Genomic DNA, 19,105 nt, shown 5'->3' with positions numbered 1-19,105 from the left:
ACCAGTCCCCGCACCCGCACCCGCACCGGTCCCGGAACCCGAACCGGCCCCCGCACCTGCACCGGCCCGAGAACCCGAACCAGCTCCCGAGCCGGCCCCCGCGCCGGCCCCCGAACCCGCACCGGTGCTCGCCCCCGAGCCGGCCCCGGAACCCGACCCCGACCCGGTTCCGTCGCCGCGCTCCCCGCCCTGTCTCGCCTCCTGCACCGCCACGCCCGCTGCCGCCTTCCCCGCAACAAAGAGAGGTCCCGCAGGTTCCTGCGAGTCCCACGAGATCCCCGAGGACCTCGCGTCACATGCTCCCGCGTCGCCGGGCCTCCCGTACGCCTGACTGCCGTACAACTGCGTGACAACTGCCCCGCGACGACGACGCATTGTGCCGCACGGAACACGGTCCGCGTTCGCCGGGTGTGGTCAGCGAGGGTGAGACGCCGGGCTCCGTGTTGACCCGGCTGGGAGAATTTCCGTATGGCCGAGATCATCCAGCGCGACGGGACCTGGGCGTTCGACGGCAGCACGGCCCGCATCACCCCGGGACTGCACCGCTCCGTCCCGCTGTTCCGGCAGACGTACGGAGAGGTCACGGTGCCGCTGGAGGCGGTCGCCGGGATCGTCCTCGAACCGGAACGCAGGCGCGGGCGGCTCCGGTTGAGGCTACGCGAGGGCGCCGACCCCCTGCTCCAGGCGACGGGGGGCCGGCTCCCGGAGACGGCGGACCCGTACCGCCTGGCCGTGGACGTCGACCGGGCGGGCATCGCGGAGTACCTCGCCGAGGAGATCCGCCGGGCCCTGCTGCTGGAGCAGATCCCAGCCCCCAGTACCCGCGGTCGCCCCCTGCCCGCAGCGCCCCGCGCAGCCCGACTACGCCCGCCCCTGCCCGCAGCGCCCCGCCGCTAACTCAGCAGATCCGGCTCGCTGCGGCTGATGTCCGTCCACAGGGGCTGGTAGTTGATCCAGGCCACCAGGTCGCCGCCGAGCTGCTCGCGGGTCGCGACCGCCTGCCTGTGGTCGATGACGATCGGCCGTCCCGCCGCCCGCGCGGTGAGCTGGACCTGGCAGGACCGCTCCATGGACAGGAACCACCAGGCCGCCGCGTCCACGGAGTCGCCGACGGTCAGCAGGCCGTGGTTGCGCAGGACGAGCGCCTTGCGGCTGCCGAGCGCGGAGGCGATCCGGCGGCCCTCCTCGGCGTCGACGGCGACGCCGGTGTAGCTGTCGTACAGCGCGTGGTCCTCGTAGAAGGCGCAGGACTCCTGCGTGATGGGGTCGAGCAGGTCGCCGAGCGCGGCCACGGCCCGTCCGTGCACGGAGTGGCAGTGGGCGACGGCGACCACGTCCGGGCGGGCGGCGTGCACCTGGGCGTGGACGGTGAACGCCGCCTGGTTCACGTGGTACCTGCCCTCGATCACCTGCCCGTCCTGGTTGGCGAGGACCAGGTCGCTCACGGTGACGTGCTTGAAGGGCATCCCGAACGGGTTGACCCAGAAGCAGTCGCTGTACTCCGGGTCGCGGGCGGTGATGTGGCCGGAGACCCCGTCCTCGAATCCGAACCGCCCGAAGATCCGCAGCGCGCCCGCCAGCCGCTCCTTGCGGTGGCGCCGCTCGTCCTCCAGCGACTCGTGCATCGGCGGCATGGCGAACCGCAGCCGGTCGGTGGGTACGGGCAGGGGCGGCTTGGGCCCGTGCATATGTCCTCCAGCACTGGCGTGTTCGGTACGGAGCGGAAGTTACCCGCGGTCAGCGCAGGAGAACAGGGCCGTTCCGGGAAGAGAGTGCACAACCGTTACGCGAGATGTCCCGACCGTCGGGTACCCGCGCGGCGACCCCCGAATACCCGACAGCAGGTGTCCGGTATGGGGACGAGACTTGTCGTATGACAGGTACCACGTCGAACTGGGCGGCCTTCGCCGCCGCCGAACCCGAACTCGCCCGGACGGCGGAGGCCCGCTTCGGAGCCTTCACCCACCACATCCTGGCCACCCTCCGCAAGGACGGTTCGCCCCGCACCACCGGGATCGAGGTGCGCTTCCTGGACGGCGAGCTGTGGCTCGGCATGATGCCGGGCTCGCTCAAGGCGCTCGACCTGCGCCGCGACCCGCGCTTCGCGCTCCAGGCGAACCCGGGGCCGGGGACGGACATGGCAGGCGGCGACGTACGGGTCGCCGGTCGGGCCGTCGAGGTGCGGGACCCCGAGGTCGTGGGGCGCTACACCGAGGCGGTGAACCCGCCGGACCCGGAGGCGTTCCACCTCTTCCGCACCGAGCTGACCGAGGTCGTGCGGACGTGCGTGGAGGACGACACGTACCTGGTGGTGCGGATCTGGCGGCCGGATTCTCCGCTGCGGACCGTCAAACGCACCTGACCACCGCGGACCACCGGACGCCGCAACCGCCACGGACCGTCCGACGCCCCGACCACTGCGGACCGTCCGACGCCCTCGCCCCGTCGCGGACCGTCAGAAGCCCCCAACCGCCACGGACCGCAGACGCACCTGACCGCGCCGGTCCGCACCCGGACGCACGAGAAGGGGCGCCGTCCGGTCCGGACGGCGCCCCTTCTCAGCTCTCCCCCGGCACGCCGGGCGCTCACGCCGGCCGGTGGCCGACGGGGAGGGCTACTCCCACTCGATGGTGCCCGGCGGCTTGGAGGTCACGTCGAGGACGACACGATTGACGTCCGCGACCTCGTTCGTGATCCGGGTCGAGATCTTCGCCAGGACGTCGTACGGCAGCCGCGACCAGTCCGCCGTCATGGCGTCCTCGGAGGAGACGGGGCGCAGCACGATCGGGTGGCCGTAGGTCCGGCCGTCGCCCTGGACGCCGACGGAGCGGACGTCCGCGAGCAGGACCACCGGGCACTGCCAGATGTCGCGGTCGAGGCCCGCCTTGGTGAGCTCCTCGCGGGCGATGGCGTCGGCGTGCCGGAGCAGGTCGAGCCGCTCCTTGTTGACCTCGCCGACGATGCGGATGCCGAGGCCCGGGCCGGGGAACGGCTGCCGCTGGACGATCTCGTCAGGCAGGCCGAGCTCCTGGCCGACCATGCGGACCTCGTCCTTGAACAGCTTGCGCAGCGGCTCGACGAGCTGGAACTCGATGTCCTCGGGGAGGCCGCCCACGTTGTGGTGGGACTTGATGTTGGCGGTGCCGGTGCCGCCGCCGGACTCGACGACGTCCGGGTAGAGGGTGCCCTGCACCAGGAAGGCGACGTCCTCGCCCTCCGCGGCCTCGGCGATGATCTCCGCCTGGGCCTGCTCGAAGACCCGGATGAACTCGCGGCCGATGATCTTCCGCTTCTCCTCGGGGTCCGAGACACCCTTGAGTGCGGTGAGGAAGCGCTCCTCGGCGTCGACGACCTTCAGCTGGACGCCGGTGGCCGCGACGAAGTCCTTCTCGACCTGCTCGGTCTCGCCCTGGCGCATCAGGCCGTGGTCGACGTACACACAGGTCAGCTGGGAGCCGATGGCCTTCTGCACGAGGGCCGCGGCGACCGCGGAGTCCACGCCGCCGGACAGGCCGCAGATGGCGCGCTTGGTGCCGACCTGCTCGCGGATGAGCGCGACCTGCTCCTCGATCACGTTGCCGGTCGTCCAGCTCGGCGTCAGGCCCGCGCCGCGGTACAGGAAGTGCTCCAGCACCTGCTGGCCGTGCGTGGAGTGCATGACCTCGGGGTGGTACTGGACCCCGTACAGCTTCTTCTCGTCGTTCTCGAAGGCCGCGACCGGGACGACGTCCGTGGAGCCCGTGACCGTGAAGCCCTCGGGGGCGGCGGAGCAGGCGTCACCGTGGGACATCCAGACCGACTGCTCGTCCGGGGTGCCCTCGAAGAGGGTGGAGCCGGACTTCGAGACGTGCAGCGGGGTGCGGCCGTACTCGCGGGCGCCGGTGTTGTCGACGGTGCCGCCGAGGGTCGTGGCCATCAGCTGGAAGCCGTAGCACATGCCGAAGACGGGGACCCCGGCCTCGAAGATCGCGCGGTCGAGGCGGGGGGCGCCCTCCGCGTACACCGACGAGGGACCGCCGGACAGGATGATCGCCGCCGGGTTCTTGGCGAGGATCTCCTCGACCGGCATGGTGCTCGGCACGATCTCGCTGTAGACCCGGGCCTCGCGGACGCGGCGGGCGATGAGCTGGGCGTACTGCGCGCCGAAGTCGACGACCAGGACGGTGTCGGGGCTGGCGGCAGCGGAGGGTGCTGATGGCACGGTTTGCCTTCCGGCGGTCTACGGGGTCTGTACCTCCGATTCTAACGGGCCCGCGGAGAACCCCTCCCGTCCCCGGAAGCACCGCCCAAGCCCCCCGTTCCGGGCCCGTGACGCCCGGTCTCGCGAGCTGAGATCCCGCCCGGCCGGGCTTGGACCGCCGTGTTCCCGGGGTGCATACTGCACGCATGCTCTCGCACCAGACCTTCGTCTTTACCTATGGCAACCGGCCCACCGGCTGCCATGGTCGTGCTGCTTGAGCCACTGACAAGCGACATCCCAGGCGCCCCGGGCCGACAAGGCCCGGGGCGTCTGGCGTTTCCGGGTCCTGCCGCCCCGGGGCACCTCTTCCGAGAAGGAGCCCCACCATGGCCGACGTACTGGACAGGACCGGCGCCCGCACCGACGAGGCCGCCGGTGTCATCACCGGTGCCCGTGAACGCATCGACGCCCTGGACGACCGGATCATCGGGCTCGTCCAGGAGCGGATGGCCGTCTCCGCGGTGATCCAGGAGGCGCGGATCACCTCCGGCGGCCGCCGGGTGAATCTCTCCCGCGAGATGGAGATCCTCGGTCACTACAGGGACGCGCTGGGCAAGCCCGGCACCTCACTGGCGATGCTGCTGCTGGAGCTGTGCCGGGGCCGCGTCTGACGCCGTCCGCGCCCCGCTGCCACGGGCGTCCGGTGCACCTACGTTCGTATGCCCTCTCACCCGTACGGCGCGTGACCGGGGCGGCGCGGGCTTCGTTGTCCCCGGTGTCCGTGCCAGCCAGGGGCGGGCCCGAAAGAACCACGCGTGGCTCCGTTGGGGCGATGAGACGTGCGGATCGTGCCGTGCGTCGTGGGACCTCGTCCCAGGACTGTGACCGGACGGCAGGGGACAGCAGCCCGGTCACTCCAGAGAACGGTCGGCTCCGGGGACGCCCGGGGCCGGCCGGCGGAATCCTCCCGAGGGTGGCGCAACGGTTGCGGAGGCCGCGGCCCACCCAGCACGATGCGGGAACAGCCCCACGTCCCACAGCAGACAACAGCATCGTTTTCGTACGGCGGCGCGACCCCCCGGCGCCGCTTCTCAGGCACCGGCGCTGCCCTGACGCCGGTGCTGACGAAGGAGGGCCCCGCGGATCCGTCCCGCGGGGCCCTTCGCTCTGCCCGGAGGCACGCGGTGCGTCCTAGCCGACGGCCTTCTCGACCTTGGCCAGCTGCTTCTCGACGATCTCCGTCGGCACCTTCACCTTGTCCGGGTCCAGCATGTTCATCGAGGTGAAGGACACGACGACGGTCCCGACCCGGACGACGGTGAAGGTCGTGGGCACCTCCGTGTCCTCGATCGACGCCTTGAGCCGGTACGCGACGGACTCGTCACCGAGGTGCGGGTCCTTGAGCGGCTTCACCTCGCTGTAGCGGTAGCCGGTGTGCTTGTACGACGTGCACGTGTCCGCCGCCTTGCGCAGTCCCGCGAGGACCTCGTCGGCCTCGCCGGGCCGGTACGAGAGGAGGGCGAGGGAGGTGACCGAGGCGTCCAGGTCGTCCTTCGTGGTGAAGCCGCGGCCGACGCCGGCGTGCGCCGTGGGGCGGGTGGTGAACAGGAACATGTCGGCGACGGGCTGGCAGGCGGCCGGGGTGGCCGGCACGGAGTCCAGCGAGATGTCCGAGGCGGGCGTCCGGTCGACCGTGTAACCCTTGACCTCGCCGTCCGCGAGGGCGGCCTTGTCCAGCTGGGCCCGGGACAGCGCGGCGGGCGCCCCGGCGGTGGCGCTCTTCTCCGGCGCGCCGGTGTCCTTCGCCCCGTCGGTGCCCTTCGCGTCGCCGCCTTCCTTCGCCGGGCCGGAGGCCTTCCCGCTCGCCGTCGCCGTCGCCGTGGCCGCCTTCGCCGGCTTGCCGCCCTTGTCGTCGCCACCGCCGCACGCCGCGGTGCCTCCCAGCGCCGCCATGACCGCGACCGCCGCCGTGACGCGCGACACCTTTGACTTCACGTTCCCCACCTTCACGTTTTCCGGACGGGGCCGCGTCGGACAGGACGGGCCCGGCGCGTCACGATCGCACAGGTGCCGGGGCGGACGGCGGCGGGGCCCCGGTCGCGGAGCGCGATCACCGTGTGACTCAGCCCACATAAGGATTCTGTGAGCGAGAGTGCAACCATCGGCGGCCGACGCGGGTCACACCTGCTGACACAACGGCCACACCCGCGCCCCACCGCGGAGGCCTCCTGACACTTTTCGCGTGCTGCGTCACCGCGGTGCGCCGGACTTCCCGAGGTCTTCATGAAGCTTCGCCGTGCCATGGCCGTCGCGGCCGCGACGGCCGTCATAGCCCCGCTGGCCCTGCTGTCGGCGCCGTCCGCGTTCGCGGACGAGCCGACCGGTACGCCGACAGCCGGCACCACGGAGACGGCGCCCGCGCCCAGCTCCCCGGAGTCGACGCCGCCCGCCACGACGGAACCGGCCTCCACGCCGCCGGCCTCGACGCCCCCGGCCTCCACCCCGCCGGCCTCCACCAGCCCCTCGGTCACGCCCTCGGCGACGTCGAGCGAGGAGCCGGACGACCCGGAGGTCCCGTACTGCGAGGACCTGGACGAGGAGTACGGCGACGCCAGGGTGTCCGCGGACATCAAGGGCCTCCCCGGCAAGATCGTCGCGGGCAGCGGCTACCACGCGTTCGAGCTGACCGTCACCAACGACTCGAAGATCGACATCGAGGGCGTCGCCTTCTACGCCGAGATCGAGAACTACGAGCTCGACGAGTCGAAGTACCTGAGCCAGTACGTGGACCTGGAGTTCAAGAACCCCGAGTCCGGCAAGTGGACCCGCATCGGCGACGACTCGTGGGCCGGTGACTACTTCTTCTACGTCGAGGAACTGAAGGCGAAGCAGACCGAGTCCGTCGACCTGCGCGTCAGCATCGACAAGAACGCTCCCGCGGGCGACGCCTACTCCTTCGGCTCCGGCGCCTACCTCGACAACGTCGACGGCCAGGAGTGCGTCGCCGAGGGCTGGGCCCAGTACGACTTCGTGGTCCTCAAGGCCGGCTCCGAGAACCCGAACCCGGGCGAGGCCGAGCCGGGCGACGACGACGAGAAGGACCCGATCAAGAAGCCGCAGGGTGACGTCTCCGAGCTGCCGACCGGCAACCTCGCCGAGACCGGCTCCAGCTCCGCCCTGCCGGTGATCGGCCTCGTCGGCGGTGCCGCCGTCGTCGCCGGTGCCGGTGCGGTGTTCGTGGTGCGCCGCCGCAAGTCCGGTGACGCCGCCGCGTAACGCGGACCGTCCGGGGCCCACGCCCCGCACATGAAGAAGGACCTGGGCTCGGAGGGGGGCACAGGTCCTTCTTCATGTCCTGCGGCGGCCGGGCCGCGGCCGGTTCAGTTCTTCGGCGGCACCGTCGGCATCCCGAGGAACGGCAGCCTCAGGGCGCCGAACGCGTCCGCGGGGACGGCGGGCGACCGCGGCTCGACCGGCTCCAGCCGCTCGTACGCCGCCCCCTGGGCCGGACGCGGGTCGGCCTCGCCCTTGTTGGGCCAGTACGACATCGCGCGCTCGGCCTGGGCGGTGATGGTGAGCGACGGGTTGACGCCGAGGTTCGCGGAGACGGCGGCGCCGTCCACCACGGAGATGCCCGGGTGGCCGTACAGCCGGTGGTACGGGTCGATCACGCCGGTCTCCCGGGAGTCGCCGATCGCGCAGCCGCCGAGGAAGTGCGCGGTGAGCGGCGTTCCCATCAGCTCGCCGACGTTGCTGCCGGCGAAGCCGTTGATCTCGGCGGCGATGGCGGTGGCGGCCTCCGAAGCGGCCTTGATCTGCTTGGGGTTGGGCGCCCCGTGCCCCTGACGTGCCGTCAGCAGGCCCTTGCCGGCGCCCGAGGGCTTCAGGTACGTCGTCAGCGAGTTGTCCAGGGACTGCATGACCAGGCCGATGATGGTGCGCTCGGACCAGCGGCGGTTGGAGAGCGAACGCAGCATCTGCACCGGGTGCTTGGCCGCGTTGACCAGCCAGCCGAGGGCCCGGGAGGAGCCTTCCGCGTAGGGGACCTGGAGGATGGACAGACTGCCCATCGCGTTCGAGCCCCGGCCGTAGCGGACCGGTTCGATGTGGGTGTTGGCGTCCGGGTGGATCGACGAGGTGATCGCCACCCCGCGCGTGAAGTCGGCCTTCGGCGCGCCGTACGCCTTGCGGTAGCGGCGGTTGTCGGTCTGCGCGCCCACCAGCGCCTCGGAGTTGGTGCGGGTCAGCTCGCCCAACCGCTCGGACAGGTACGGCAGTTGCCCGCCGGCCTTCATCCAGTGCAGCAGGGTCTGCGTCCCGTAGGTGCCGGCCGCGAGGACGACCCGGCGGGCGGTGAACGTACGGCCCGCTCCCTTGCGCCGGTCGTCGGTCGGCAGCGTCCGGACCGCGTACCCGCCACGTGAGTCGTCGGTGACCGACACGACGGTGGTCATGGGGTGGACGACGGCGCCCGCCTTCTCGGCGAGGTGGAGGTAGTTCTCGTTCAGCGTGTTCTTCGCGCCGTGGCGGCAGCCCGTCATGCACTCGCCGCATTCGAGGCACGCCCGGCGCTCCGGTCCCGCGCCGCCGAAGTAGGGGTCCGCGACCCGCTCGCCCGGGGCCGCCTTCGCGCTGCCGTCGGCGTCCTCCCCGTCGCCGAAGAAGACGCCCACCGGCGCCATGTGGAAGGTGTCGCCGACGCCCATCCGCTCGGCGGCCGCCTTGAGGTGGACGTCGGAGGGCGTCGTCGTCGGGTTGAGCCGCACGCCGAGCATGCGCCGGGCCTGGTCGTAGTACGGCTTCAGCTCCTCCTCCCAGTCCGTGATGTCCTTCCACTGGGGGTCCTCGAAGAAGGGCTTCGGCGGTACGTAGAGGGTGTTGGCGTAGTTGAGGGAGCCACCGCCGACGCCCGCGCCCGCCAGCACCATGACGTTGCCCAGCAGATGGATGCGCTGGATGCCGTACATGCCGAGCTTCGGGGCCCACAGGTAGTTCTTGACGTCCCAGGAGTTCCTGGGCAGCGCCTCGCGGGTGAAGCGGCGGCCCGCCTCCAGCACGCCGACCCGGTACCCCTTCTCGGTCAGGCGCAGGGCGGTGACGGACCCGCCGAAGCCGGAGCCGACGACAACGACGTCGTAGTCGTACGTCTCCTCGGGGCGCTCCGCGGGGGCGCCCGCGGGGCCCCCGGCGGGGACGTCCGCGGGAGCGGCCGCGTCCGGCTTCTGGACGGAGTTCTCCTGTGACACGTGCTCTCCTCGTTGAGAAGCGGGTGCTGACCGGGGGCCGGGGTCTCCCTAGCGCAGGCGCAGGGCCTTCATCGCCCGCAGGCTGCGGCTCATGAACGCGGCGTACTTCTCGTCGTCCATGCCCAGCGACGGCGCCATCGGCAGCAGCCGCTGGTGGGCGACGGTCTGCGCCTCGGTGTACTTGAGGATGCCCTCGGAGCCGTGGCGGCGGCCGAGACCGGAGTCCTTCATGCCGCCCATCGGCGACTGGACGCTGCCGTACGCCGACGCGTAGCCCTCGTTGACGTTGACGGTGCCGCTGCGCAGCCGGGCCGCGACGGCCCTGCCGCGACGGCCGTCCTTCGTCCAGACCGAGGCGTTCAGGCCGTACGGCGTGGAGTTGGCGAGCTCGACCGCCTCGTCCTCGGTGCGGAAGCGGTAGACGGACACGACCGGCCCGAAGGTCTCCTCGGCGCAGACCGCCATCGGCGCCTCGACGCCGTCGAGGATGGTCGGCTCGAAGAAGTACGGGCCGATGTCCGGGCGGGCCACGCCGCCGGCGACGAGCGTGGCGCCCTTGGCGACGGCCTCCTCGACGTGCCGGGTGACCGTCTCCAGCTGCCGTTCGCCGACCAGGGACCCCATGTCGGCGCCGTACGCGAGGGAGGTGCCGAGCCGCATCGCCCTGGTGCGGGCGGCGAACCGGTCGAGGAACGCGTCCGCTACGGACTCGTGGACGTACAGCCGCTCGATGGAGATGCAGAGCTGGCCCGCGGAGGAGAAGCAGGCGCGGACGGCACCGGCGGCGGCCTTGTCGAGGTCGGCGTCCTCCAGCACCAGCATGGCGTTCTTGCCGCCGAGTTCGAGGGAGACGCCGACCAGGCGGGCGGCGGCGCCCTGCGCGACCTCGCGGCCGGTGCGGGTGGAGCCGGTGAAGGACACGTAGTCGGCGTACCGGACGACCTCGGGGCCCACGACCGGGCCCTCGCCGATGACGACCTGGAAGACCTCGGCGGGCAGACCGGCCTCGATGAGCAGGTCGCGCGCCCACAGCGCCGTCAGGCAGGTCTCCGTGTCCGGCTTCATGACGACGGCGTTGCCCGCGACGAAGGCGGGGAGCGCGTCGCCGACGGACAGCTCCAGGGGGTAGTTCCAGGGCGCTATCTGCCCGACGACGCCGCGCGGGTGGCGCAGCTCGGTGACCTTGGTGAGCGTCGGGACGGCGCCGGTGTGCCGCTTGGGCTTCAGGTACGAGGGGGCCTTGCGGCCGTAGTGCCGGGCGGCGACGGCGACCGCCTGCACCTCCTCGTGGGCGTGCAGCCGGGCCTTGCCGGTCTCCAGCTGGATCAGGTCGAGGACCTCGGCCTGCCGGGCGAGCACCAGGTCGTGGAAGCGCAGCAGCACGGCGGCCCGCTCGCGCACCGGGACGGCGGCCCAGACGGCCTGCGCCTCGCGGGCCCGCTCGAAGGCCGTACGGACGTCCTCGGGTGTGGACTCGGGCAGGTCGGCCAGCTTCGCGCCGGTGAGCGGCGTGTGGTTGGCGGTGCGGCCGGAGCCGACGACGCCCTTGGTGAGCTGGGCGACCAGCTCGGGCGTGACGACGTCGGCGGCGGTGCGGGCGCCGCGCGGGGCGGGCGCGAGGGGGTTGGTGCCGAGGGCACCGGTGCCGGTGGTGCCCGTCCCGGCCGTGTCGTCGGTGCCGGTCTTCTCCGGGGCCTGCGAGTCCGTCATGAGCCGCAGGGTATGCCCGCCCGGACGCTTTGGGTACCCGTCGGTAACGGGGTTTCACGGAGTACACACACGGCGCCAGTGATCGCTGGCAACGAATACGCTGATCAGGGCGTTGTGGGTCCGGCGATCACGGATTGGTCACTCGAGGGCTTCCTCTCAGGGCTTGGCGATGTCCAGGTTCGCGATCGCGGTCCTGGCGACCTCCCGGCCGCGCTCCGTGAAGTCGCCCTTGCCCGGGTAGCTGACCGTCAGCTTGTACATGTCGCCGGTCTTGGCGGACTTGTAGTAGAAGATCCGCAGCTCGCGGGGGCGCGGGTGCTCGCTGTCCGTGGTCTTGTAGACGAGCGTGTTCACGGCGGACTTCCCGCCCTGGTGGGTGGACTCCTGCGGATCGGTCCTCGGCGCCGCGGGCATGTCCAGCCGGTACTCGCCGCTCTGCTTGAACTCCGCGTTGTCGGCCCACATCTGGTCCCGCGCGGAGTCCTTGATCTGCTTGCTGGAGTCCTCGGCCCTGCGGGCCACGTTCAGGCCGATCCAGACGCTGCCGCTCGGGTCGCCGTACGTGACCCAGTTCTGGTCGGAGTCGTCCTCATCGGGGCGGCCCGCCTCGTAGCCCGCCGGGACGGCCAGCGTCACGCCGAGCGCTTTCTCCGGCTTCTTCACCCAGCCGTCGGGCAGCGGACCCGCGAACGGGTCGGCGATCACCAGGTACGCCGCCAGCGCGACCGCGACGAGCGCCGCGCCCACCCCGAGCCACGCCTTGCGGCCGAGGCGGACGCTCCTGCCGCCCGGGACGGCGAGCTGGACGACCTGGGTCTCCCGCGGCGGTCTGGCGGCCTCCTCCAGCAGCGCCCTGACCCGGCCGGCGGCGGGGCGCCGGGCCGGGTCCTTGTCCAGCAGGCCGTTGATCACCTCGGCGAGCGGGCCCTTCGCGGCGGACGGTGCGGCGGGCGTCGCGTTGAGGACGGACTGGAGGGTCGCGGGGGTGTTGCTGCGGCGGAACGGGGAGACGCCCTCCGTGGCCGCGTACAGCACCACGCCGAGGGACCAGAGGTCGGAGGCCGGTCCGGGACGCTGGCCCAGCACCCGCTCCGGGGCGATGTACTCGGGCGAGCCGACGAAGCCGCCGGTGTCCGTCAGGTTCGTCTCGCCCTCGATCTGGGCGATGCCGAAGTCGGTGAGGACGACGCGGTCGTGCCGGCCGAGCAGGACGTTGTCGGGCTTGACGTCGCGGTGCAGGATGCCCGCCGCGTGCGCGGCCTCCAGGGCGCCGAGGATCTCCAGGCCGACCGTGGCGGCCTCGCGGACACCGAGGGTGCCCTCCTGGAGCGCGGCGCCGAGCGAACGGCCCTGCACCAGCTCCATGACGATCCACGGCTGCCCGTCCACGACCGCCACGTCGTGCACGTTCACGACGGCGGGGTGGTCGAGCCGGGCGGCGGCCCGGGCCTCGCGGCGCATCCGCTCGAAGGCGTTGGCGCGTTCACGCTCGGGAAGGTGGTCCGGGACGCGGGGCTCCTTGACGGCGACCTCGCGGTCCACCGTCTCGTCCTTGGCCCGCCACACGGTGCCCATGCCGCCGTGACCGAGCTTCGACAGGAGCCGGTAGCGGCCGGCGATCAGGCGCCCCGCGCCCGGGTCCTGCACGGCCTGCCGCGGCGCCGGCGGCTGCGGCTGCGGCTGCGGCTGCGGCTGCTGATCAGGGATGACGCGGGTGGGGGTCGCGTAGGGATTGCCCGGGTAGGGCACCGCGGGCTGCTGCCCGGGAGCGGCTGCCTGCGCGCCCGGCACGGCCGGTCGCGGCGGTTGCAGCCCAAAACTGGTCGGCTCGTCGGCCCCGTGGAGGGCTCCCCCGTCGCTGCTCATGAACCCATGCATATCGTGGCGGGAGCCGCCGATCCACCCTGGTCGTCCCGCGGTCACAGACCCGTGACGCGGACCGCCCCATATCTCCTCTTTGCGGCGATCCCGCCCACACCGCCGGCCCCGCCGGGAACGAGCGCCCACGCGGCGGGACGCGCCCGTCACGACGGCTCGAAGCTGTCCACGGCGACGTCGAAGTACCTCTTCGCCTCGGCGACCCTGCCGACCGGCGCCGACACCCACACGTCGTACATCCGCCCGTCCTGCTCCCAGCACAGGTCGTACGTGTGCCGCGCGCCCTCCGTCCTGGTGAAGCCGTCCCAGCTGAACTCCCAGAGGGCGGCGGGGTCCGTGCCGCGTGTGGTGGCGGTGACCCGGCCGTCGCGGTAGCCCGGGTTGGTGGAGGGGCCCTCGGCGGCGGAGTGGCGCATCACGGCCAGGGGCCCGCCGGACCGGGGAACGGCGATCTTGATGCCGAGCCGGAAGGCCGAGCCGGGCGACAGGTAGAAGACGCGCTCCCCCTGCGGTTCGCGGGCGAAGCCCTCCGGCACCGCGAGCGTGAACCCGCCGGGGTCACGGGCCAGGCGGTACCCCTCGGGCACCGTTCGGGAGGCGGGCGAGGCGCCCGACGAGCGTGTCACGGTCACCGTGGGCGTGGGCAGCGCCGGTCCTGACGTGCTCGGCGCGGCGCTGCTCGGCGTCGTACGGGTCGCGCCGTGCGGCGCCGATCCCGCGGCTGGGTCCCCGCCGTCGCCGCCGTCGCGCATCAGCAGCGCCGCCGCGGACAGACCGGCCCCGGCCATCGCGGCCACCAGGGCGGCGGCGACCAGCATGCTTCGCGCGGAGTGCCGCCGCGGCGGTCCGGCCGCGGGGGCCTCGGGAGCCGAGGGGCCGGTGCCGGCGGGCGGGGCGGGGGGCGCGGGCGGCGCCGGGACGCGTCCTCGCGTCGGCACGTCCCGCCGGGTCGGCGTGTACCCGGTCCCCACGTGCGGTGTGCGCCCCGTCTGACGGAACGTCCGCAGCATCCCCTCCGCCTCCACCGCGCCGAGCCGTCGGTCCGGATCCCGCTCCAGCAGGCCGCGTACGACGGGCAGCAGGGGTTCGGCCTGGGCGGGCGGCCGTACCTCGTCGACGACCACCGCGTGCAGGATGCCGCCCAACGAGTCGCGCCGGAACGGGGATTCACCGCTCAGGGCCGTGCACAGCAGGGCGCCGAGCGACCACAGGTCGGACTCGGGGCCGGTCCTCGCGCCGGACATCCGCTCGGGCGCGGTGTACTCGGGGGAGCCGACGAAGGCCCCGTTCTCGGTGAGCGTCGTCGCGCCCGCGACCTGGGCGATCCCGAAGTCGGTGAGGACGACGCGGCCGGTGCCCGCCTCCATCAGGACGTTGGCGGGCTTGAGGTCACGATGCAGGACCCCGGCGTCGTGCGCGTGCCGCAGTGCGCCGAGCAGGTCGGCGCCGATGCGGGCGGCCTCGGCCGCGTCAACGGGCCCCGCCGTGGCGATGCGGTCGGCGAGGGAACCCCCGACGATCAACTCCATGACGATGTACGGGCGTTCGTCGTCCTCGACCACGTCGTGCACGACGATGATGTGCGGGTGCCTGAGCTGGGCGACGGCCCGGGCCTCGCGCAGGGAGCGCTCGCGTTGCGTGCGGCCCTCGTCCGCCGACAGCGACTCGTCCAGGCGCAGCTCCTTGACCGCGACCTGCCGGCCGAGCAGCTGGTCGGTCGCCCGCCAGACGACGCCCATGCCGCCCCGGCCGATTCTGGCCTCCAGCCGGTAACGTCCGGCGATCACGCGGACGTTGTCCCCCTCGGTCCCCATGCGGCCCATCATGCCGCACCGGACAAGGGGCCTTGGGTACTGCGGTACGCGGTGGCCGACATGTGACACGGGCCGATCGGAGCCGGACTCCGGACGGCTTCCGAGGAGCCCGGACACCGCCGGCCCACCGCCCGGCCGGACTCGCCGACACCGCCTAGCCGTTCGGGCGCCAGCCCCGCAGTATCGCGTCGAACTGCTCCCGCGTGGTGTCCCAGTCGGCGGCGGGGGCCGACATGTAGATCGCGTACTCGACGCCGTCACGGCCCAGATACGTCTGCTCGATGGCCCGGCGCGGCCCGGGGAAGGACGTGTCCTTGCCGAGCGCCGTCCAGGTGAAGTCCCACAGGGCGCCGCGGCAGTCGCGGTAGGTGTTGGACTGCAGGCTCATCCGCCGGTAGTCCCGCAGTTTCTTCAACTGCTGCTCCAGGTCGAGCTGGTGCGCGTAGGGGTTGTCGAAGTCCGGCGAGTCGTCCACGGCGATACGGACGAAGTGCTTGCCGCCGTCGGGCGTGTAGTCGATCTGGTTGCCGTTGACCTGGCGCTTCCAGTCCTTCGTCGGCAGGGCGAGGCTGAACCCCTCGACGTCGTCGACGCGCACCCAGTCGGCGGGCACCGCGCCGTTCTTCCGCTGCCCCTTGCCGTCGGTGCCACCGGTGCCGGTCGTGGTGCCGCCGCGCTGCTCCCCCATGCCCTGGGTGTAGTGCAGGGCGAGGGCGCCGCCGCCTCCGACGAGGGCGGCCAGGACGGCGACGAGGACGAGCGTGCGGCCCAGCCTGCGCTTCTTCGGGGCGCCCGGAGCGCCGTCGCCGTACGGGTGGGCGAGGGGCGGGCCGTGGAGGGTGGCTCCCGGCGCCCCGGGCATCTGGTGGCCGGGCACGTGGGTGGTCGTCCAGGAGGGTGCGCCCGGTCCACCGGGCGCACCCGGGCCACGGGGGTCGGTCGCGTAACCGGACGGCCCGTACCCGACTGCCGCGGGTGCGGACGCGCCATGTGCGACGGAACCATGTGCCGTGGACCCGTGGGTCGCGGACCCGTGGGTCGTGGACCCATGTGCCGCGGACCCATGTGCCGTCGGCCCGTGTGCGGCGGCACCGTGACCGGCCGGCCCGTGGGTGTGGGCGCCGACCGCGCCCGTCCCCTCGCGCCGGTCCGCCGTCATCCGGCCCGTGTCCACGTGCTGCGTCGGCACATGGGCCTGCGCGGCACGCGGCCGCCGTCCCTCCGCGGCCTCGGCGAGCATCTGCTCGGTCTCCTCGGAACCGGGCCGGGCGGCGGGATCCTTGTGCAGCAGCGCCTGGATGACCGGCCCCAGCGGTCCCGCGCCGCGCGGTTCGGCGGGCTCCTCGTCGACCACCGCCTGCATCGTGGTCAGCGGGGAGGTGCGCCGGAACGGCGACGTGCCCTCGACCGCCGTGTAGAGCGTCGCCCCGAGGGCCCACAGGTCCGAGGCGGGCCCGGGATCGTGCCCGCGCACCCGCTCGGGGGCCAGGAAGTCGACCGAGCCGACGATCTCACCGGTGCGGGTGATCGTCGTGTCGCCCTCGACCTGCGCGATGCCGAAGTCCGTGAGCAGCACCCGCCGGTCGGCGGCGAGCAGCACGTTGCCCGGCTTCACGTCGCGGTGCAGGACACCGGCGGCGTGCGCGGCGCGCAGCCCGCGCAGCACCCACAGGCCGATGCGGGCCGCCTCGACGGGCTCCACCCGCCCTCGCGCCTTGACCTCGTCGGCCAGCGAGTTGCCCTCGACCAACTCCATGACGATCCAGGGCCGGTTGTCGTGTTCGAGGACGTCGTGCACGGTGACGACGGCCGAGTGGTTGATCCGGGCGGCGGCCCGGGCCTCGGCGTGCGTCCGGGCGAGCAGGACCGGACGGTCACTCTCCGTGACGTACAGCGCGGCCGTCAGCTCCTTGACCGCGACGGCGCGGTGCAGCACTTCATCGTGCGCACGCCACACCCGGCCCATGCCCCCGCTGCCGATGGATTCGACGAGGCGGTAGCGGCCCGCGAGGAGCAGGCCCTGCATCTGATTCACGTTTCCCCGCAATGGTCTTGACAGGGTCACCCTAGGGACCACGCCGTCCCGCAGGGAACCGGCGCGGTCGTACGGAGACCGCACTGTGACGGTTCTCGCTTCCGCGACCGTGAGGCAACCGCGGGGTCAACTGCGCGTCACGGGACGTCCGCAGACATGAGGGAGCCCTCTCGGACGCGGTACGCGGAAGGGGGGAGTCGGCCCTCGGACGCACCGGACCGCACCGGACGCGTGGCCGCAGCCGCCGTGGCCCCGGGTGCCGGACGCCTCAGCCGGTGACCTGATACGTCGCCGACGCCTGCTCGAACAGCCGTGTCACCTCGTCGCGTTCGGCCTCCGGACCGCGCACCTGCACCACGTGGTACCGGCCGCCGACCGCCATCGCGAGGTTGCGCACGAACAGCTCGCGGCCCTCGCCGTCGGTCCAGGTGAACTGCCCCTCGGCCATGGTCCGGCCGCCCACGTCGATGGTCCGCATCCCGCTGGACGTGGCCCACGTCGAGTCGCGGAACGGCTGGAGTTCACGCTCCCGCTCGCGCTGGTACGCCATCGGGTCCTTGCCGTACGCCTCCGTGCTGTCCCGCCCCGGCACGACGATGAGCTGGAAGTCCCCGTGCGAGTAGACGACTTGGCCGCGGCCGTTCTTCGGCGCCCGGTCCCAGCCGCGGGCCACGGCGACCCGGAAGCCCTCGGCGTCCTTGCGCACGGTGAAGCCCTGGGCGACGTCCGGGTCGGAGGACTTCTGCCCCGAACCGGCCGACTTCGAGGGGCTCTTGCCGTCCCCCGGCGAGGTCTGGTCGGGACGCGGCTCGCTGCTCGCCTCGCCGCCGTCGCCCGCACCGGTGTCGGAGCTCGGCTCCGCCTTCTCGGCGGCGCCCGTGCGCTCGCTGTCCGTGCCGCCGGTGGTGTCCGCCTTCGGCATGAAGTACAGCGCGTAGGCGACCGCCGCCGCCAGCATGAGCAGCACCAGCAGGACCAGGTTGCGGCCCAGCCGGCGGGGCGGGGCCGAACGCTCCTGCCTGGCGCGCTTGTGGCGGGCGTGCGGGCTGGTCGCGGGCAGCCCGGCCCGGCGCCTGCGGACGAGCTCGCCCCGGCGCCGTACGATCGGCAGCCGCCGCGGGTCGACGGGGGGCGCGGCGATGACGTGCGCGCCCGCCTCCGGCTCCGGAGCCGACCGGACCAGTGAGCGCAGCCAGCCGCGAAGGTCCTCGAAGTCCAGCCGCTCCGTGGGGTCCTGGCGCAGCAGCGACTCCACGACCGGCCGCAGCGGACCGCACTCCTCGGCGAACGCCGGGGGCTCCGCGCACACCAGCTGGACCAGCTCGGCCGTGTTCTCCTCCGGGTAGGGCGCGTGCCCCTGCACGGCACGGAAGAGGAGCGCGCCGAGCGCCCACAGGTCGGTGGCGGGCCCGATCGGTGCGGCGAGCTGCCAGTTCTCGTGCACGGGGCCGGCCTGCTCGGGCGCCCAGCGCTCGGTCACCGGGCCGACGACGGCCATCCGCGCCTGACGTGCCCGCTCGGCGGCCAGCGCGGTGGCGGGCCCGCGGCGGGGCGCCGAACCGGCGACCAGGTGGTCCCAGCGGGCGGTGTCCTGGGCGGGCTGCGGGGCGGACCCCTGCGGTGGCACCTGGCGGCGGCCCTGCTGGTGGGGCAGGCCCGTGGCGGGTGCGGGCGTCGCGGCGGCGGCGCCGAATTCGTGGACGGACTCCTGCGCCGGTTCGAGCAGCGGGGCGCCGCCGTTCCCCGGGTCGTGGAACGCCGTGTGCGCCTGGTCGCCGGCTCCGCCCGGGAGCGCGGTACGCCCCTGGGCACCGGGCCCGGTCCGCGGTACGGCGCCGTGCCAGGGGTTCGCACGGCCGACTCCGTACGGGTCGGCTATCTGCCCGGGCGGCGGGTTGCCGGGCGTGTACTCCACCCCTTGCCCACCGTCGCCCCGCCGGTTCGCACCTCCACGCCCAGCCTCCGGACCGGCGCCGGCACCGTAGCCAGTGCCCTGCCCGCCCTCGGGCCCGTACCCCGACGCCTGACGGGACCCGCCCCCGTACCCGGAACCCTGCCCGGACTCGGCACCGTACCCAGGCCGCTGACCGGCATCAGGACCCTGACCAGGTCCCCGACCGCCCCCGGCACCGTACGCAGGCAGCCCCTGCCCGCCCTCGGGCCCGTACCCCGACGCCTGACGGGACCCGCCCCCGTACCCGGAACCCTGCCCGGACTCGGCACCGTACCCAGGCCGCTGACG

12 protein-coding genes and 1 pseudogene are annotated in these 19,105 nt (G+C 73.2%); 4 read left to right on the top strand and 9 right to left on the bottom strand.

Annotated features, from left to right (window positions below):
• Positions 1–468: 468 nt before the first annotated feature.
• A pseudogene (locus ACZ4VA_RS22515) lies at positions 469–867 on the top strand (DUF4429 domain-containing protein); the annotation flags it as partial.
• A gap of 26 nt (positions 868–893) precedes the next feature.
• On the opposite strand, the gene ACZ4VA_RS22510 reads toward ACZ4VA_RS22515, so the two are convergent.
• Positions 894–1,688 carry a class II aldolase/adducin family protein gene (locus tag ACZ4VA_RS22510; protein WP_355782643.1) on the bottom strand — a complete coding sequence of 265 codons (795 nt, stop codon included), beginning with the start codon at positions 1,686–1,688 and terminating at the stop codon, positions 894–896.
• A gap of 185 nt (positions 1,689–1,873) precedes the next feature.
• Here ACZ4VA_RS22510 and ACZ4VA_RS22505 point away from each other — a divergent pair, with 185 nt between their 5' ends.
• Positions 1,874–2,362: a pyridoxamine 5'-phosphate oxidase family protein gene (locus ACZ4VA_RS22505; protein ID WP_389391189.1), complete on the top strand. Its 489-nt coding sequence runs from the start codon at positions 1,874–1,876 to the stop codon at positions 2,360–2,362.
• Between the two features lie 252 nt (positions 2,363–2,614).
• Here ACZ4VA_RS22505 and guaA read toward each other — a convergent pair whose 3' ends face one another.
• Positions 2,615–4,201, bottom strand: coding sequence for a glutamine-hydrolyzing GMP synthase (gene guaA / locus ACZ4VA_RS22500; protein WP_355782637.1), 1,587 nt, complete (start codon positions 4,199–4,201; stop codon positions 2,615–2,617).
• 365 nt (positions 4,202–4,566) lie between these two features.
• Between guaA and ACZ4VA_RS22495 the strand changes: the two genes are divergently transcribed.
• On the top strand, positions 4,567–4,851 hold the full coding sequence (locus tag ACZ4VA_RS22495; protein ID WP_355782634.1) for a chorismate mutase: 285 nt from the start codon (positions 4,567–4,569) through the stop codon (positions 4,849–4,851).
• 520 nt (positions 4,852–5,371) lie between these two features.
• On the opposite strand, the gene ACZ4VA_RS22490 is transcribed toward ACZ4VA_RS22495, so the two are convergent.
• Positions 5,372–6,175 carry a hypothetical protein gene (locus tag ACZ4VA_RS22490; protein WP_468082422.1) on the bottom strand — a complete coding sequence of 268 codons (804 nt, stop codon included), beginning with the start codon at positions 6,173–6,175 and terminating at the stop codon, positions 5,372–5,374.
• Between the two features lie 288 nt (positions 6,176–6,463).
• Here ACZ4VA_RS22490 and ACZ4VA_RS22485 point away from each other — a divergent pair, with 288 nt between their 5' ends.
• Positions 6,464–7,456 (top strand): LAETG motif-containing sortase-dependent surface protein, encoded by a 993-nt coding sequence (locus ACZ4VA_RS22485; RefSeq protein ID WP_356243056.1) that lies wholly within the window; start codon positions 6,464–6,466, stop codon positions 7,454–7,456.
• A 104-nt stretch (positions 7,457–7,560) separates the two neighbouring features.
• Here ACZ4VA_RS22485 and ACZ4VA_RS22480 read toward each other — a convergent pair whose 3' ends face one another.
• The 6 genes from ACZ4VA_RS22480 to ACZ4VA_RS22455 form a co-directional block, all read right to left on the bottom strand.
• Positions 7,561–9,426 carry a GMC oxidoreductase gene (locus tag ACZ4VA_RS22480; RefSeq protein ID WP_468082421.1) on the bottom strand — a complete coding sequence of 622 codons (1,866 nt, stop codon included), beginning with the start codon at positions 9,424–9,426 and terminating at the stop codon, positions 7,561–7,563.
• A gap of 48 nt (positions 9,427–9,474) precedes the next feature.
• Positions 9,475–11,136: a succinic semialdehyde dehydrogenase gene (locus tag ACZ4VA_RS22475; protein ID WP_355786986.1), complete on the bottom strand. Its 1,662-nt coding sequence runs from the start codon at positions 11,134–11,136 to the stop codon at positions 9,475–9,477.
• A gap of 156 nt (positions 11,137–11,292) precedes the next feature.
• A complete protein-coding gene (locus ACZ4VA_RS22470; RefSeq protein ID WP_468082420.1) occupies positions 11,293–13,002 on the bottom strand; it encodes a serine/threonine-protein kinase in 1,710 nt (569 codons plus the stop codon).
• Positions 13,003–13,160: 158 nt separating this feature from the next.
• Positions 13,161–14,828, bottom strand: a complete 1,668-nt coding sequence (locus ACZ4VA_RS22465; protein WP_468082419.1) for a serine/threonine-protein kinase — start codon at positions 14,826–14,828, stop codon at positions 13,161–13,163.
• Between the two features lie 154 nt (positions 14,829–14,982).
• The gene (locus tag ACZ4VA_RS22460; protein WP_356170146.1) at positions 14,983–16,854 is read right to left on the bottom strand and encodes a serine/threonine-protein kinase; all 1,872 of its coding nucleotides are present in this window, start codon (positions 16,852–16,854) and stop codon (positions 14,983–14,985) included.
• Between the two features lie 277 nt (positions 16,855–17,131).
• The coding region (locus ACZ4VA_RS22455; RefSeq protein ID WP_468082418.1) for a serine/threonine-protein kinase at positions 17,132–19,105 on the bottom strand (1,974 nt) is incomplete at its 5' end.

It is taken from the genome of Streptomyces sp. NPDC028308 (assembly GCF_055565855.1).
Note: the sequence above shows the minus strand (reverse complement) of the source record. Positions and strands in the feature narration are given on the sequence as shown.